Raw genomic sequence first — 15161 nt, 5'->3', positions numbered from 1 at the left:
TCAGAAGCTCGCAAACGAATGCACGAGCCGATTAAAGGCGCCCGCGTTCGACACATTCATGCCGTGTGACGCGCCCGCGATTGTCTGCTTGTCCGCGTAATCGATCCATTCCGCGAGCTTCTCGACGTTGTTGCGGAACATACGCGGGCTCCGTTGGCCCTCGATCAACAGCGTTCTGCATTGGATGCTACGCGCGGCCTCACGCGAATACGCGGGCAACGGATCGCGAAACTGCTTCGGCAAGGTCGCTGCGTTGTCGGCGGCCATCGTGCGAAACGCAATCGAACTCTTGCGCCACGAGCCCGGCGCACTCACGGAGTCGACGAAAAGCTCGAGCCCCGCTTCGATCTCGCCGCCTTCGATCAACTCCGCCACGCGCGCGCGCAGCGCATTCGTCGCGGCCGGCAGCGCGGCCTCGGCCATGCCGTCCATCTGCAACGGACCGCCCGGATCGGCGAGCGTCAGCGTCTTGACAAGCCGCGGATACTCGCGCGCCATGTGAAATGCGACGCAGCCGCCGCGCGAATGCCCGACCAGATGCACGGGCGCGATGTCGAGCGCCTCGATGAATTCCGCGAGTTCGGCGACATGCGTCTGCCAGCCGAATTCGCCCTGAATGCACGCCTCGTTCGCCGGCCAATAGTGGCTCAGGCTCACGGAGATGCAGCGAAAATGCTCCGACAACGCCGCCGTCTGCGCGCTCCAGTAGCGGTAGTCGCACAGCGAGCCGTGCACGAAGACGAGCGGCTCACCCTGTCCGCACTCGACGTACGGCACGCAAATGCCCGACGCAATCGTCGCAAACGACAGCTCGGGCGCGGCTAGCAGGGAGAAATCGGTTCGGGCGTTCATACACTGGCTCCTTTGCCAGCACTATGCCGCACGTCAACATTTAAGAAAATCGCGTAATATTGATGGAATCCATCTACTTTTCTGATACCACGCCTTGAAAGCTCTTGATCTCGACGTCATGACGATGATCGTCGCCGTGGCGGACGCCGGCAATATCAGCCGCGCGGCCGAAGTCGTGCACCGCTCGCAGTCGGCGGTAAGCATGCAGATCAAAACGCTCGAAACCGCGCTCGGCAAGCCGCTTTTCGTGCGCAAGCCGAGAAGCGTCGTGCCCACGCAAGACGGCGAAGTGCTGCTCGCCTACGCGCGCCGCATGCTGGCGTTGCGCGACGAAGCCTGGGCCGCCGTGGTCCGTCCGGACGTGACCGGCCGCGTGAGCATCGGCGTGCCGGACGACTACGCGTCGTCGCTGCTGCCGCCCATCCTCAAGAAATTTTCCGCGACCTATCCGAAGGTTGAGATTCGGGTGGTCGGCCTGCCGAGCGTCGCACTCGCGCCGATGGTGAAGGACGGTTCGGTCGATCTCGTCTGCGCGACGCGCGTGAAGGGTTTGGCAGGAGAGTTTCTGCGACTCGAGCCGATGGTGTGGGCCGCGTCGCCGAGCGCGCACGACATCTGGCGCGAACGGCCCTTGCCGATCGCGGTGTTCTTGCCTGGCAGCGTCGCGCGCGAAAATGCGATCCGCAGCCTCGAACAGGCGCGAATCAGCTATCGCACGTCGTATGAAAGCCCGAGCCTGATGGGACTCGTGTCGATGGCCGAGGCTGGTCTTGCGGTCGTTCCGCTCGCGCAATGCGCCGTTCCCGCGCACTTCGCGCTGCTCGGCCAGGCGCAGGGCTTGCCCGAAATCGCGGCGCTCGAAGTGGTGCTCGCGCGCAGCACGGCATCGAAGCGCCCGCCCTGCGATTTTCTCGCGGAGAAGATCATTGCGGAGTTGAGGCGCTAGGTCGTCGTTCGCGCGACGAGCGTATAAAGTAAGCTAAATGTCGCGCAAAGCCGAAGCCGCTCATTGCCATGAACACGCCTTCTCGCGAATCATCCGGCACTTTGTGGTCCGCCATCGTGCGCCAAACCGCGCATGCACTGGCTTGCGGCGCGTTGCGTCGCATACAGACGCGCCTCGTGACGATTGAAGACGGCGGCGTGCGGTTCCTGATCCGGCAAGTGTCGAGCCTCGAACGCAAGGAGCAGCACGCGCAACAACGCAAGACGGAATCGCCAAGCAATCGCGCAGCCAATCCTTTTCTGCCCTGCGAGCCCGATCTCTTCGTCGCCGATTTATCGGACACGCATCTCGTCCTGCTCAACAAGTTCAACGTCATCGACCACCATCTGCTGATCGTGACGCGCCGCTTCGAGTTGCAGGAAAACCTGCTGAATCCAGCGGATTTCCGCGCGTTATTCGATTGCATCACGCAGTTCGAGAGCCTCGGTTTTTACAATAGCGGCCCGGCTGCCGGCGCGAGTCAGCCGCACAAGCACTTGCAGATCGTGCCGCTGCCACTCGACGAAAGCGCGCCTCATCTGCCGATTGAGCCGTTGCTCGCGGCCGCGCGCAACGACGGCGCGGTCTGCACTGTGCCCGGCCTCGGCTTTGTGCATGCGTTCGCCGCGCTTGATGAGAAGCTCGCGGATAGGCCGCAGGAACTGGCCCGCATTGCGTTCGATACGTATCTGCGTTTGCTCGACGCGAGCGGTTTGCACGCTGTGGACGTGGACGGCGAACCGCGGCAGTCGGCGCCCTACAATCTGCTCGTCACCACGCGATGGATGATGCTCGTGCCGCGCTCTGTCGAAAGCACTGAGGGCATCGCAGTCAACGCATTGGGTTTTGCCGGTTCTCTTTTTGTGAGGAACGATGCGCAAATGCAAACGATCACGCGGCTCGGTCCAATGAATGTGCTGCAACGCGTTGCGGGAACGATTGCAGCGTAGACGTTGCGTGCAAGCGGACGCAACTGAACGCGAAACGTCTACCCGAACCGCTCGACCCGAAACGGACGCGCATCCACAAAAGGCTCTGCGCCCGTCATCATTTCGGCGAGAAGCCGCCCGGTCACCGGACCGAGCGTCAATCCATGATGGTTGTGGCCGAAACAAAACCATAGACCTGTATGACGCGGCGCGGGGCCGATGATAGGCCGCATGTCGGGCGTGCACGGACGCAAGCCGAGCCACGGGTTCGCATCGAGCCGCTCGCCGAGTCCAAACACGGACTTCGCCGAGCGCTCCGCGCGTTCGAGCTGAATGCCGGTCGGCTTCGCGTCGCGCCGCGCGATCTCGACGCCTGTGGTGAGCCGCAGGCGCCCTTGCATCGGCGCGACCACGTAGCCTTGTTCGGAGTCGACGTAGGGCATGGACAGCATGGGCTTCGTCGGCCGATAGTGCATGTGATAGCCGCGTTTTGCGCGCAGCGGAATGCGATAGCCGAGCGGTTCGAACACCTGGTCGGACCACGGACCGAGCGCGACCACCACCTCTTTGGCACTGATGCTGCCCGCCGATGTGCGCACGGTCCACGCGCCCGCTTGTGCTTGCAGCGTCGTCGCATCGCCGGTCAACAACGTGCCGCCGTCCTGTTCGAAGAGACGCGCGTAACCCTTCGTCAACGCCCCCGGATTCACGATGCTTTTCGGGTCTTGCCAGTGCAGCGCGCCGCAGAATCCATCCGCGAGACCGGGCTCGTGTGTCGCCAATACCGTTGCATCGAGCGCGACCACGCGCAGTCCATGCGTTCGCGCGGTGGCCTCGGCGGCCGCCGCATTGCGCGCGAATTCCGCGGGCGTGCGAAACGCCTCCATCCAGCCTTTGCTGATCGCGAGATCCGCGAGACCGGCACGGTCGATCAACAGATCGTGCTCCGCGACGCTTTGACGAATCAGCGGCAGCATGTCACGCGCGGCGCTCATCAGCCGCTCGGGCGACGACTCCCACCAGAAGCGCGCGAGCCAGCCCGCGAACGACGGCAACGCGCGATAGTCCCAGTAAAGATCCGTCGACTGGTTGCGCGCATAGCGCAGCAGCGTGTCGAGATTACGCGGAAATGCGTAAGGCACGACCGACGACGACTCGATCAGCCCGGCGTTGCCGAAACTGGTTTCCTCGCCGGGCGCACGCCGGTCGACGAGCGCTACACGCCGGCCCCGGCTCTGCAAATGCAGCGCAGCCGACACGCCGACGATCCCGGCGCCCAGCACGATCACATCGAAATCCATAAGCTCGCTCTGCTGGCTACGCAATACATTACTTCGCGATGATGTCGCGATTGAAGTACTTCTGCGAAAGCGCGCTGAGCGTGCCGTCTTTCTTCAGCGCCTCGAGCGCCGCGTCGACCTTCTTCGCGAGCGCCTTGTCGCCCTTGCGCAAGCCGAAGCCGGTTCCTTCGCCGAGCGTGGCGGGATCGCTGAGCGGCTGACCGGCAATCGCATAGTCGTGGCCGGCCGGCTTCTTCAGGAAGCCGTCTTCCACCGTTTGCGTTTCCTGCACCGCGGCGTCGAGCCGGCCCGCGACGAGATCGGTGTACACCTGGTCCTGATCCGCGTACGAGACGACCGAGACGCCCGCGTTCGCCCAATGCGCCTTCAGAAAATCTTCCTGCGACGAACCTTGCAGCACGCCGACCCGCTTGCCCTGCATGCTCTTCACATCCGGCATCAGGCCCGAGCCGCGCTTCGCGACCATCACGATCGGCACGATATAGATGGGCCGCGTGAAGTCGATGGTCTGCTTGCGCTTGGCCGTGATGTTCATCGCCGAATTGATGACGTCGAACTTGCGCGCCTGCAACGCGGGAATCAGGCCGTCGAACGCGTTTTCGACCCACTCGCATTTCACGGCCATCTTCGCGCACACCGCATTGCCGACGTCCACGTCGAAGCCCTGCAATTGACCCGTGGCGGTCTTGCTTTCGAACGGCGGATAGGCGGCTTCAATGCCGAAGCGCAACGTGTTCTGGGTTTCCGCGCTGGCCGTGCCGACGGAGCCGACAGCACCGGCCACAACAGCAGCGGCGACGAAAAGAGAGAGTTGGAGCTTGCGGAGCATGGTGGTTCCCTGTCTGTTGGGGATCGCGAATCAGCGGCACGAATGGGCGTCGCCTGTCTGCCTGGAGAGGCCGCGCGAATGTCGGTGAAAACCCGCGTCCGCGCGCTCTCTGGAACAACAGTCTATTCTGGACTCGGGCAAAAGCAAGCGATTTTCAAAATAAAAGTCCAGTCTGGACTTTTTGACTTTAGAATGGCCGTGACGCGGGATACCGGCAAACGTTGCGGAGAGCAGGCACATGAGCACGACACATACGGACAAAGCGATTCCACTGATCGTCGACGAAGAAACCGTTCGCAAAGCGCTACCGCATCTCGACGTGCGCGGAGCCTTGACGCGGATGTTTCGTGCGCTCGCGAACGACGCGGCCGTGCAGCCGCCGCAAACGCTCACGCTCTTTCCGCGCGGCGCGGGCGACTTCATCACGTACCTCGGCGCGATGTCCGACGCGCAGGTGTTCGGCGCGAAGCTGTCGCCCTACATCGTGACCGGTTCGCAGCCGGTGATCACCGCGTGGACCGCATTGATGTCGATGCAAACCGGCCAGCCGCTCATGTGGTGCGATGCGGGGCTGCTGACCATCGAGCGAACGGCCGGCACCACGGCGCTCGCCGTCGAGCATATGGCGCCGCCCGGCGCGCGCACGCTGGCGGTCGTCGGCGCAGGCGCGGTGGCGCAGGCTCATATTCGCCATCTCGCGGCGCTGAGGCCGTGGACTGCCATTCGCGTCTTCTCGCGCGATCTGAAGGATGACGAGATAACGCAGAAGAAAATCACGGCGCTCGATGAGCGCATCCATATCTGCACGCGCATTGAAGATTGCGTGGCAGACGCCGACGTCGTCGCGCTGTGCACGTCGTCCGGTACGCCCGTGCTGGCGGACGGGATGCTCGGCAAGCCCGCGCTCATCACATCGATCAGCACGAACGCGGCAAACGCTCACGAGGTCCCGCCCGCGTGGATTCCCGCAATGGACGTGTACTGCGACTACAGACAAACCACTCCGGCAAGCGCGGGCGAAATGAAACTGGCCATTGAGCAGCACGGCTGGCAAGCACGCAACGTGGCGGGCGATCTGCCCGAACTCGTCGCCGGTATCGCGGCGCGGCCGTCCTATGAGAAGCACGCGTTTTTCCGCTCGATTGGGCTTGGACTCGAAGACGTGGCAATCGCATTCGAACTCTTCAGGCATCTGACCGCGCAATAGCGTCTATGCAGCGATGCCGCCTAAGCGGCCGCACGCGTCGCTCATGGCAAAATGACGCGCGAGCCGACGCGTTGTAGCCTCTGCGAAACCGGAACCCACCTGCCCTATGCGAAAGACCAAGACAACGGCCACGCGCCGCCTGCTTCTGGATCGATACAGCCGTGTCGCGGACGGCATCGCGCTGCTTTTTTTCCCCTACGTCGAGATCGTCATTCACGACCTGCACAGTCAGACGGTCGCGTACATCGCGAACAATCTGTCCAAGCGCGAGATCGGCGACGAGTCCGCGCTGGAGGAAATCGATCACACGGTCGAGTCCGGCACGATCGGGCCTTATGAAAAGATCAACTGGGACGGCAGGCGCATGCGCTGTGTGAGCACCGTGCTATTCGACGACGCGGACGTGGCGGTCGGCGTGATGTGCGTGAACTACAACATCGCCGTGTTCGAGGACGTCAAGCATGTGATCGACCGCGTGATTTCAGGCGCGGGCGTGGTTAAGCAACCCGAGGAACTCTTCAAGGACGACTGGCAGGAGCGCATCAACACGTTTCTTCACGCGTGGCTCCAGGAGCGTCAACTCGCGCTGAATTCGCTGACGCGCGACCATCGACGCGAACTGGTGGAAGCGTTGTGGGCCGAAGGCGCGTTCAAAGGCAAGAGCGCGGCGAACTATGTGGCGAGCGTGCTGGGAATGGGCCGCGCCACCGTCTATCAGCATATCCGCGATCTGCGCGGCGCGGCCGCGTAAGTGGGCGTATGCAGCGCGCTATTCGACCAGATCGCGGTTGTGCGCGGCGGCAGCCGCGGCGGCGTAGTGAGCGCTGTCGGCAGGCGATGAGCTAATCGCGCGAGCGCGCCGCGCCGGGCCAAAGATTCGCGCAACAGGCGTCGTACCAAACCGCATCGTCTCTAAAGAAACAGCAGTCCCCGGCAGAAAGCGCCAGACGAGCAGCAGCAGCGCCAGCACCGCGGGACACCAGCGCAAATCGGTCGGCACCGTTTCGCGGTGAGCGAGCCGCGTATCGAGCATCGCGTCGCGCAACGACTCCGCGTCCATCAAACGCCGATAACCGAAGCCGACCTGCCCGGCCACCGCGCTCAAATAATGCCCTTGCAACGCGGACCGTTCCTCGTGACTGGCCGCATGAGCCGCAGACGCATGCATCTGCGGAACCTGCACGACCTCGTCCGCCTGCCAGTAGCCGATGCGATTGCCGTGCGCGTCACTGCGCGGAATCGGCGCCGGCTGATCGCCGCCGACGCCGATCAGCCAGCCCTTCACGTGCGCGGGATTGATGTCCTGCTTGAGTGCATCGGAGGGCAGCAGCGGCGGCGCTTCCTGGCCATCGGTGACGAAGACGACGGCCGTGCTGTCGCCAATCTCCTGCGCCACGCGAACCGCCGAATAAACACCGCCCTCGGCGATGCGGCTGTAGTTCGTCCAGCGCATGTGCCCGTCGATCCGATCGAGCGACGCCAGCAGCGCATCGTAGTTGCCGCACACTTCGACGGGCGGCAGCAGCAGAAAACTACGCTGCCCGGTGAACGCGCTCCAGCCGATTTTCGACCCGCACGGCAGTTGCCCGAGCGCCTCGCGCATCGCCGCACGCGCGAACACGAGCCGGCTCACCGGCGCACCGTCGAGCATCGCATCTTCTACGTTCATGCTCTGCGTAATATCGAATGTGACGATGTAGCTCGACGTATTGCGCGGCAACGCGACCGGCGGCATCGCAAGCGCGAGAATCAGCAGCACGAGCGCGGCTGCCGTCATCCAGTGACGTCCGGTGAAAAAGCCTCGCATGGATGCGCGCAGGCTCACGGCAAGTCCCTGCTTTCGGGGTCGCGCACCTTGATGTCGTGCTGCTCCTTGACGTCAGGCGCACTTGACGCGGAACGCGTCTCGGGCGCGAGCCACAACGCACGTTCGAGGTTGTAGCGCGCGTCCCAATCGTCGGGTGCAATGCGCAGCAGGCTTCGATAGCGGGCTTTCGCTTCCTCGACCATCGCAAGCGATTCGACCGCGCCCGCAGGGCTATGTCCGATGCCCTGGCGCAGATACAGATTGCCGAGATCGAACAGCGCAGCGCGTCCAGTGTCGCTCTCGGGTTGCTCGCGAATCAGCGACTCGAAGAGAGGACCCGCCGTGTCGTAAGCGCCCTCTTTCGACAGCGCGATCGCGCGCGCGAGTCTGACTTGCGGCGCGTCGTCCATGCTGCCGGCGCTGCGCGGCGCCTGCTTCGCGGCTGCCTTGCCGGCGGTAGCGGTAGCGCTGGCGGCCACGACCTGGTTCACCTCCTCCGCGTGACGCAACCGCAGCCCGTCATAAGCGGCCACCGCTGCGCAGCACAGCGCGACGGCCCCGAAGATGACATGCACCGACGCGCGCTTCATGCCCACACCCGAACCTGAAAGAACCGCAATGCGATGAGCAGCACGCAACTCGCAAGCGCTGCCGCCAAGCAATACGAACTCAGATCCTCGCGCGGCAAACGCTCGACGAACGTCGTCTGCGCATTCTGCTGCCGGTTGATTTCGGCCATCGCGTCCCTCATTGCTTTTGCATTACCCGTCTGGAACAAACGATAAGGTGTCTTCAGCGAAAGAAAATAGCGGTGCAATTCCGCTTCCGCCGACGACTCGCTCGCCGGCACCTTCGCATTCAGGTCGGGACTGTAAATGCTGCTTCGCAAGTAGATGAAGTAGAGCGCGATGTCATTGCGCAGCAGGCCGTCTTCAATCAGTTGACGCACACGCGCGTTCAGCTTCGCGCCGCCGTCGGAGACGAGCACGATTGCGCGGCGGCTCGACGAATGTTGCTGATTGAATTCGCCGATCGCAGTCAGCAGCCCGAGATCGAGTTGCGTGTCGGGCATGCCGCGGCCCACGCTCGTACCGGCGATGGCGGCGTCGATCGCGCGATGGTCGTACGTGAACGGCATCGCCAGCAACGGGCTCGTGCCGAACATCATGAACGCGAGCCGGTCGTTCGGCCGCTGCGCGACGAACTCCGTCAACGAAGCGCGCGCCACCTTGTTCTTCGATTCGCCCGCGCTGACCTCAACGCCCTTGCTGTTGATCGGCTCGTCCATGCTGGCGCTGCGGTCCATCAGAATCAGAATCTGCGCGCCGCTGCCCGTGCGCAATACCTCGCGATGCGAGCGCCCAGGACCGGCCAGACCGACGACGATCGCGAGCATCGCCAGCACGGCGCTGCCCTGCGCGACGGCGCCGATCCAGCGTCCCGCGCGATCGTCCGGCAGCCACGCGATCCACGAAAACGCGAGCGTGTCGGCGCGGCGCGGCAGCAGCGGCAGCAATGCGAGCGGCAGCAGCGCGAGCAGCCAGGGATGAGCGAAGTCGAGCGCCATATTGTTCATCGCTGATGACGCTGTTCCGCGCGATACAGCGCCTCGCACAGCGTCTTGAGCGGATAGGCCTCGGCGGTCGACGCGCGCACGAAAAAGCGTTCCGCCGATTGCCGGTAGAACTGCTCCAGTTGCGCGCGCAACGGTTGCAAATACGGCGCCCGCGCGAACAGCGCCGGCAGCGAACCGCCATGCACGACATGACCCGCCGTTTCGTTCAACGCGCGATGCAGGCAAAGCCACGCATCCGTGGAGGCATCCATGCGCGGCTCGGGGTCGCGCTGCGCGCGTTGCATGCGCCGCATTTGCCGCCACGCGCGCGCGAACGGCAGCCGCGCCGACTCGCGCGCATTGCGCCACCACCACCAGCCGGCCCACGAGAACAAGGTCAGCAACGACAAGCCCGCAGCGATGCCGGCCTGCCGGCGCAGCGGCGCAGTGGACAGCGGCAAAGCCTGGCGGTCGGGCCGCAGCGCTTGCAGATCGCCGGCATTGAACGGATTCGCAGGCGTCGCGGGACCGATGCTGATCGGCCACTCGGCGACGCGCAGCGTCGCGCCCGACGACGACGGCAGCGTCAACGCGGGCAACGCAATCTGCGTGAGCGCGGTCGGCACGTTGACGAGCTGATAGTCGATCGCCATCCAGCGGCGGCCCTCGTCGTCGGTCTCGGTGCGAACGCGCCGGCGCTCGAGCCACGTATCGGTGCGGCCGAGCGAAGGCGGCGTCACCGAGCCAATCTCGCGGTCGCCGTCTTGCAGCAGTATGCGTTGCGTGAGGACATCGCCGAGCAGATAGCCGAATGCGCGCGGCTCCTGCACGGTCGGCTGGAATACGGCGCCGCTCGCGGCTGCTGCGTTCGTGGACGGCAATAGCGAAGGCAGCAGCACGATAGCGACGATCGTCGCGGCCCGTATGCGGCGTAGCGTTCCCCCGAATCTCATGCAACGGCCTCCAGAAAGTAGCGCGACATGGCCTCCGGATCGAAAGCGCTTTCGATAAAAAACGGCTGGATCGCGCGCTTGCCGAACATCTGCGAGAGTTCGCCGCGGCGTGTTGCAACGCCTTCGCGCCAACGCTCCCGCACGCCGGCGCTCAGCCACAGCGTGCGCCGCGCGCCGGACTCGGCATCGCTGACCGCGAGCAGCGGACCGCCCGCGGGCGGCACGGTCTCCGCTGCGTCCCATATGACGATTGGCACGACGTACGAATGCACCAGCAAGTCGAGCGCGGCGGGTAAGGCCGCGAGCGGCCAGTGGAAATCGGAGACGATAAAGACCAGCGCCTGACGGCCCGCCAGCGTCGACGCGACGCGCCGCAGTGCGTCCGCACTTTCGCCGACGTCATTCGACGCCGCGCTCTCACTCCCGCGCAGCATCGTCGCGAGCAGATTGCCGATGCCGCGGCCCGAGCGCGCCGGCATGAAAAGATCGTCGCGTGAAGCATGATCGAAGGCGAGCATGCCCAACGGATCGCCCACACGAAACGCGCTATAACCCAATGCCTCGACGAAATCCGCGGCCACCTCCAGTTTCGTTTGACGGCTGCCGAAGCGCATCGACGCGGACACATCGACAAGCACCTGCACCGGCACCGCCGCGCGCTGCAAATGCACCCGCACGAGCCATTCGGAGCGCGCCGCGCGCACGCTCGCCCGCAGATCGAGACGGCGCGGATCGGGATAGTCGAAGAGGCGCCCGTGCATCGCGAATTCCTGGCCAGCGCCGAAGCTCGATCCACGATGCGAGCCGGGCCGAACGCCCGATGAGCGCATCGGCAAACGGTAGTGGAATTCCGCTATCTCGTTCATCGCTCAAGGCACCGCCAGTCTGCCGACGATCTGCGTCATCAACGCCTCCGAGAGTTCCTGGCGGCGCAATTCGTAGATCGGCGTGAAGAACACGCGGTGGCCCAGCGCGGGCAGCAGCACCGCGTGAATGTCCTCGGGAATCAGATGCGTGCGGCCCGCGAGCCACGCGACCACACGCGCCGCGCGCAAGAGCGCGCTCATCCCGCGCGGACTCGCGCCCGCCAGGATGAGCCGCTCCATGTCCACGCCGTCGAGCGCGATGCCGAAGCGCTGCGGCGTTTCGGTAGCCTGCCAGATGTCCAGCACGTAGCGCTCTATCGTCTCGCTCGATTGCACGCTGTGCTGGATCGCCGCGCCGATCTGGTTCAACTGCTCCCACGGCACGATGGCCGGAGAAAGACGCGCGAGCAGCCGGTCGACGTCGTGATAGTCGGCATCGAACACGAGCGCGCGGCGCACCTCGGTGTCGTCGGGCGTCGGCATGCCGAGTTCGAAGAGAAAACGGTCGCGCGCCGCCGACGCCAGTTCGAACGTCTCTTCCTTCTCGACCTTGTTGCGATCCGCGAACACCGTCATGTGCGGAAAACGATATTCGCGGTCGAACGCCCACACCGAACGCTCGGCCATCGCACGCAACAGCAGCGACTGCACCTGCGGACGCGCTCGATTGATCTCGTTGAAGAAGAACGTGGTGAGCCGCTCGCCGTGCCGCAGAAGCGGACCGGGATCGATACGCGGCCTGCCTTCGGCATCGACATAGGTGTGATAGACGAGATCGCCCGGCATCAGATCGATCGTGCCTTCGACGCGCTCGAACTCGCCGCCCACCACGCGCGCAAACGCGCGCAACACGGTCGTCTTGCCGACGCCGACGCCGCCTTCGAGCAGCACATGGCCGCGCGCAAACAGCGCCACGGTGATGAGCCGGATCACCTGCGACTGGCCGATCACCGCGCCCGCGACTTCTTCCTCGATATGCAGCGCGTGCAGACGCCAATCCTGAAGCTGTTCGCTGGAACCCATCGGTGCAATCTCCTATGGCGGGCACACACCGCGCCGCCGGCAAGAAAAACGCTTCACGCGGATGCGTCGTCGACTGCCTTTAACAGAACCTTCGATCTTCCCGGCGACGGCACGAACCCCGCATACTCGCGCTCCAGATAAGCTGCGGCCTCCTCGAGCAGGAACTGCCGGAAGATCATGCAGGTCGGCGAAAGCTGCTTGGCGCGCAAATGCACGATCTGCCACGTCCGCTCGATCGGCGTGCCGTTCACATCGAGCAGGGCGAGTTCGCCGGTACGCAGTTCGAGCAGCAGCGTATGCAGCGAAATGAGGCTCACGCCCATGCCCGCGATCACCGCCTGCTTGATCGTTTCGTTACTGCCCAGCGTGACGACTTTCGCGGGCGTGAACAAATGCTGGCGGAACATTTCCTCCGCGGCCATGCGCGTGCCCGAACCGGGCTCGCGCACCAGAAACGTATCGCCGCGCAGCTCCTGCAAATCGAACCGTTGTGCGCCGACGAGCGGATGATCGACCGGCGCGATCACCACTTGCGGATGCCATGCGAGCGGCTCGGTCGTCGTGTCCAACTCCGGCGGCGGCCGGCCCATGATCGCGAGATCGATCGCGTTGTCCTGCAACAGACGCAATAGCGCGTCGCGATTGCCGACCGAAAAGTGAACGTCGACTTTCGGGTAGATGCGCGAATACATCGCGAGCAGCTTGGGCGCGAAATACGTCGCGGAACTGACGATGCCCACCGCGATCGAGCCGCTGTCGGCCTGCTTGAGCGAGGTCATCGCATCTTCGGCGTCCTTGATCTCGCCGAGAATGCGGCTCGCGTGATGGCTGAACTTCTCGCCGGCCTCGGTCAATGCGAGCTTGCGCGCAATCCGTTCGAACAGACGCAGGCCCACGGCTTCCTCGAGTTGATGAATCTGCATCGACACGGCCGGCTGCGTCAGATGCAACTCCTCGGCCGCGCGCGCGAAGCTCGTATAGCGGCTCGCCACGACGAAAATCTGCAACTGACGCAGCGTGAGCGAGCGGATGAAATTCAAGGCCATGCGCCGCTACCGGCTCGCGCGCGGCGCGTTCGACGGCGTGACGGGCTCGTTCGGCGAACGCGGCGCGTTGTTCGGCGCGCCAGGCGCGTTCGGTGCATTCCCCGGCGGCGTCAGCTTGCGCAACACAGCCTGAAAACTGAGCGCGCGGCTTTGCAGCGGATGCGCGAAATCGTTGTTGGCGCCCGGCACTTCCGTGCGAATCATCGCGACCTGGCCCGGCACCGTACTCGCGATCAGAAACGTATAGCGCTTGCCCGTGTATTGCGGAAAACGCGCGGCGTTGGGATCGTCGAGATACGGCTGCACGACGATCTGCTGCGCCTTCACCGCCTTGCCGCCGATCTGGCTCGTCACCGTTTCGATCTTCGGCCCGGCGGCGAGCGCGAGCCGCAGGCGCTGCTGGAAATAGCGGCGTTTTCCGCCCGTCAACTGCTCCATCTCGGCGATGTCGCGCTCGAGAAAATAGATGATGACGGGATTGCACTGCAAGCCGCCGTTCGGCAACGGAACCGCGCCGCGTTTATCGGACACCTGGGCGTCGCCCTTCGCATTGTCGGCGCTCGTCACGAGTACCTTGACGGTGTCGCTGCCGTGCGCGGACGCGTCGGAGCTGAGCAACGCGTAGTCGAGTTCGGTTTGCTGCTCGACGCCGTGCAGATGATCGGTCGTAAAGATGAGGCGCTCGGCGGGCGAAATATCGCTCGCGCCCGGCGCGGATGCGGGTGCAGGCGTGGCCGCTTGCGCGTTGGCTACAACGACGCCCATCGCACCCATTGCGCCCGTCACGCATGCGATGCTCGCGGCGCACGCCGCGAGCACGCGCCGCCTGCCGTTGCTGATACCGCCGCTCACGCCGTCGTCAGGAATACCGCCGGGAAACCCACCACACTCCGCCGTCATGGCGACGCGTCCGCGGGTTTGCCCGCCGGTGCGTCGACCGGTTTCAGCAGCGGCACTTCATAGCTCGTGAGAATGCTGTCGATCTTGTCATGGTTCGCGCCGATCCATTGATCGACCTTGTCCTTCCACGCTTTCTCGCCGTAGCGCACGCCCATCGAAATCGTATAGTCGAAGCGGATGCCCGGCGTGGCCGGGAACGGCACGAGCTTCACCGAATCGCCGGAGCGCTTCGCGAAGTAACCGGCAATCGGCCCCCACAGAAACACCACGTCGACATTGCCCGCCTGCAGATCGCGTTCGATCATCTGGCCGGGATATTCCTGCGGGTCGCCGCTTTGCACCTGATACGACACCGCCTGATCGATCAGGTTATGACCGAGCAGCCAGTCGACGGCAGGCGTCTGCGTGAAGATGCCGAAACGCAGCTTATGAAGTTGATCGGGCGGCAGCTTGAGCAGATCGTCGGGCGTATTGATGCCGGCCAGTTCGGGCCGCTTCTTGAACACCATTGCATAGGTCGAGCGCAGATAGGGCTGCGTGGTCGATGTCATGTCGTAGCCTTTCGGCACGCCGATGATCAGATCGCATTTGTACGCGCCGGTATCGGCCACCTTCTCGCGCAACGTATGGCGCACGAAGCCCATGCGCTGCGGAAAATACGTGTATTCGAGCTTGTAGCCGAAGTCGCTCGCCATCTGGCTCGCGATGCGGTTCTCGTAACCTTCGCCCTTGTTGTTCGACAGGGGCATGTTGTTCGGGTCCGCGCAGACGCGCAGCACGCCGTCGGCGCCGTCGTTGTTGGGCAGCGCCTCGCCCTGGGCGCGCACTGCGCCGCTTGCGAGCGCCGCATAGCAAAGCGCGCCTGCCACGAGCGCCGCATGCACGTGCATTGAATGACGATGACGCAT

16 protein-coding genes are annotated in these 15161 nt (G+C 64.3%); 4 read left to right on the top strand and 12 right to left on the bottom strand.

The annotated features are described in order from the left end of the window. A complete protein-coding gene (locus BGRAMDRAFT_RS00410; protein WP_006046629.1) occupies positions 1 to 852 on the bottom strand; it encodes an alpha/beta fold hydrolase in 852 nt (283 codons plus the stop codon). A 124-nt stretch (positions 853 to 976) separates the two neighbouring features. Here BGRAMDRAFT_RS00410 and BGRAMDRAFT_RS00405 point away from each other — a divergent pair, with 124 nt between their 5' ends. Together BGRAMDRAFT_RS00405 and BGRAMDRAFT_RS00400 are read left to right on the top strand one after the other, a co-directional pair. Next, entirely contained in the window at positions 977 to 1798 is an 822-nt protein-coding gene (locus BGRAMDRAFT_RS00405; protein ID WP_171800019.1) for a LysR substrate-binding domain-containing protein, read from the top strand. Positions 1799 to 1866: 68 nt separating this feature from the next. Continuing rightward, a complete protein-coding gene (locus BGRAMDRAFT_RS00400) occupies positions 1867 to 2787 on the top strand; it encodes an ATP adenylyltransferase family protein (protein WP_006046627.1) in 921 nt (306 codons plus the stop codon). Between the two features lie 38 nt (positions 2788 to 2825). Here BGRAMDRAFT_RS00400 and BGRAMDRAFT_RS00395 read toward each other — a convergent pair whose 3' ends face one another. Then, positions 2826 to 4067: an NAD(P)/FAD-dependent oxidoreductase gene (locus BGRAMDRAFT_RS00395; RefSeq protein ID WP_006046626.1), complete on the bottom strand. Its 1242-nt coding sequence runs from the start codon at positions 4065 to 4067 to the stop codon at positions 2826 to 2828. Between the two features lie 28 nt (positions 4068 to 4095). Continuing rightward, on the bottom strand, positions 4096 to 4896 hold the full coding sequence (locus tag BGRAMDRAFT_RS00390; RefSeq protein WP_006046625.1) for an ABC transporter substrate-binding protein: 801 nt from the start codon (positions 4894 to 4896) through the stop codon (positions 4096 to 4098). 238 nt (positions 4897 to 5134) lie between these two features. Between BGRAMDRAFT_RS00390 and BGRAMDRAFT_RS00385 the strand changes: the two genes are divergently transcribed. After that, positions 5135 to 6103: an ornithine cyclodeaminase family protein gene (locus BGRAMDRAFT_RS00385; RefSeq protein ID WP_006046624.1), complete on the top strand. Its 969-nt coding sequence runs from the start codon at positions 5135 to 5137 to the stop codon at positions 6101 to 6103. Positions 6104 to 6209: 106 nt separating this feature from the next. Further along, on the top strand, positions 6210 to 6854 hold the full coding sequence (locus BGRAMDRAFT_RS00380) for a helix-turn-helix transcriptional regulator (RefSeq protein ID WP_006046623.1): 645 nt from the start codon (positions 6210 to 6212) through the stop codon (positions 6852 to 6854). Between the two features lie 18 nt (positions 6855 to 6872). On the opposite strand, the gene BGRAMDRAFT_RS00375 is transcribed toward BGRAMDRAFT_RS00380, so the two are convergent. From BGRAMDRAFT_RS00375 to BGRAMDRAFT_RS00335, 9 genes are all read right to left on the bottom strand, one after another. Next, positions 6873 to 7880: a vWA domain-containing protein gene (locus BGRAMDRAFT_RS00375; RefSeq protein WP_006046622.1), complete on the bottom strand. Its 1008-nt coding sequence runs from the start codon at positions 7878 to 7880 to the stop codon at positions 6873 to 6875. 44 nt (positions 7881 to 7924) lie between these two features. Then, positions 7925 to 8500, bottom strand: coding sequence for a hypothetical protein (locus tag BGRAMDRAFT_RS00370; protein ID WP_006046621.1), 576 nt, complete (start codon positions 8498 to 8500; stop codon positions 7925 to 7927). Next, complete coding sequence (locus tag BGRAMDRAFT_RS00365; protein ID WP_006046620.1) at positions 8497 to 9486, bottom strand: vWA domain-containing protein; 990 nt, start codon at positions 9484 to 9486, stop codon at positions 8497 to 8499. Before BGRAMDRAFT_RS00365 ends, BGRAMDRAFT_RS00370 begins: the two co-directional genes overlap by 4 nt. Further along, complete coding sequence (locus tag BGRAMDRAFT_RS00360; protein ID WP_006046619.1) at positions 9483 to 10418, bottom strand: hypothetical protein; 936 nt, start codon at positions 10416 to 10418, stop codon at positions 9483 to 9485. The genes BGRAMDRAFT_RS00365 and BGRAMDRAFT_RS00360 overlap by 4 nt, the downstream gene beginning before the upstream one ends. Continuing rightward, complete coding sequence (locus tag BGRAMDRAFT_RS00355; protein WP_044020005.1) at positions 10415 to 11284, bottom strand: DUF58 domain-containing protein; 870 nt, start codon at positions 11282 to 11284, stop codon at positions 10415 to 10417. Before BGRAMDRAFT_RS00355 ends, BGRAMDRAFT_RS00360 begins: the two co-directional genes overlap by 4 nt. A 3-nt stretch (positions 11285 to 11287) precedes the next feature. Continuing rightward, positions 11288 to 12307, bottom strand: a complete 1020-nt coding sequence (locus BGRAMDRAFT_RS00350; RefSeq protein ID WP_006046617.1) for an AAA family ATPase — start codon at positions 12305 to 12307, stop codon at positions 11288 to 11290. A 53-nt stretch (positions 12308 to 12360) separates the two neighbouring features. After that, complete coding sequence (locus BGRAMDRAFT_RS00345; protein ID WP_029965957.1) at positions 12361 to 13347, bottom strand: LysR family transcriptional regulator; 987 nt, start codon at positions 13345 to 13347, stop codon at positions 12361 to 12363. Between the two features lie 12 nt (positions 13348 to 13359). Next, positions 13360 to 14127 (bottom strand): hypothetical protein, encoded by a 768-nt coding sequence (locus BGRAMDRAFT_RS00340; RefSeq protein WP_051153870.1) that lies wholly within the window; start codon positions 14125 to 14127, stop codon positions 13360 to 13362. 122 nt (positions 14128 to 14249) lie between these two features. Continuing rightward, on the bottom strand, positions 14250 to 15161 hold the full coding sequence (locus tag BGRAMDRAFT_RS00335) for a substrate-binding domain-containing protein (RefSeq protein WP_006046614.1): 912 nt from the start codon (positions 15159 to 15161) through the stop codon (positions 14250 to 14252).

This window comes from Paraburkholderia graminis C4D1M, from assembly GCF_000172415.1.
Classification (GTDB): domain Bacteria; phylum Pseudomonadota; class Gammaproteobacteria; order Burkholderiales; family Burkholderiaceae; genus Paraburkholderia; species Paraburkholderia graminis.
Note: the sequence above shows the minus strand (reverse complement) of the source record. Positions and strands in the feature narration are given on the sequence as shown.